This window comes from Nonomuraea sp. MTCD27 (assembly GCF_041950495.1).
In the GTDB taxonomy this organism is placed as follows: domain Bacteria; phylum Actinomycetota; class Actinomycetes; order Streptosporangiales; family Streptosporangiaceae; genus Nonomuraea.
Genome location: NZ_JBGNUW010000082.1, coordinates 1 through 759 on the forward strand (window position 1 = coordinate 1; position 759 = coordinate 759).

General features: G+C 71.5%; 1 protein-coding gene and 1 pseudogene. Both read right to left on the minus strand.

Annotated elements, in window-relative coordinates; all coding sequences use genetic code 11:
• A pseudogene (locus ACBJ59_RS62820) lies at positions 1–303 on the minus strand (sugar ABC transporter permease); the annotation flags it as partial.
• Between the two features lie 4 nt (positions 304–307).
• Positions 308–759 (minus strand): extracellular solute-binding protein (locus tag ACBJ59_RS62825; RefSeq protein WP_375119398.1); only part of this gene is annotated, 452 nt, incomplete at its 5' end.

Here is a 759-nt window from a genome sequence, read left to right on the forward strand (position 1 = left end):
CGACACCACCGTGAACACCACCGTGTGCCACAGCGCCGGCCAGAACGTCGCGTCGGCGAACACCCTGGCGTAGTTGGCCAACCCGGCGAACGGCGCGTCCCCCTGCACGAACGAGCGCACCGTGTAGGTGCGCAGGCTCAACTCCACGTTGCGGAACAACGGATAGGCGTAGAAGACCAGCAGGTAGGCCACGACCGGGGCGAGGAACGCCCACGCCGCCCACTGACCCGACCGGCCCCGCGCCGCCGCCGGGGCGACGGCGGCGCGGGCGGGTCGGGCCTGCGTCTGTGTGACTCGGTTCATGCGGCTACTGGATCGCGCTCGCCGCGGCCGTCTGTGCCGAGGCCATCGCCTCCTGCGGCGGCTTCGACCCGCTCAGCGCGGCCTGCACCGCGCCCCACATCGGCTCGGAGATCTTCGGGTACTTGGTGCCGAGGTCGTCGCTGGTGCGGCCCTTGGCCGCCTTGACCGCCTCCACCCACACCTGCAGTTCCGGGGTGGCGGAGACCTGCTTGGCCTGCACCGCCTCGGTGGGCGCGATGTAGGACAGGGTGGTCGTGGTGGTCAGCGAGTTGTCGGCGCTGGTCAGGCAGGCCACCAGCTTCTGCGAGGCGGCGTAGCGGGCGGTGTCGGACTGCACCGGCACGCTGACGAACTCGCCGCCGGTCGGCGCGGGCGCCGTGCCGCCGGCCTTCGACGGGATGGGGATGATGCCGTAGTCGAAGCCGGTCTTCTTGGCGTTGGCCAGCTGCCAGGTGC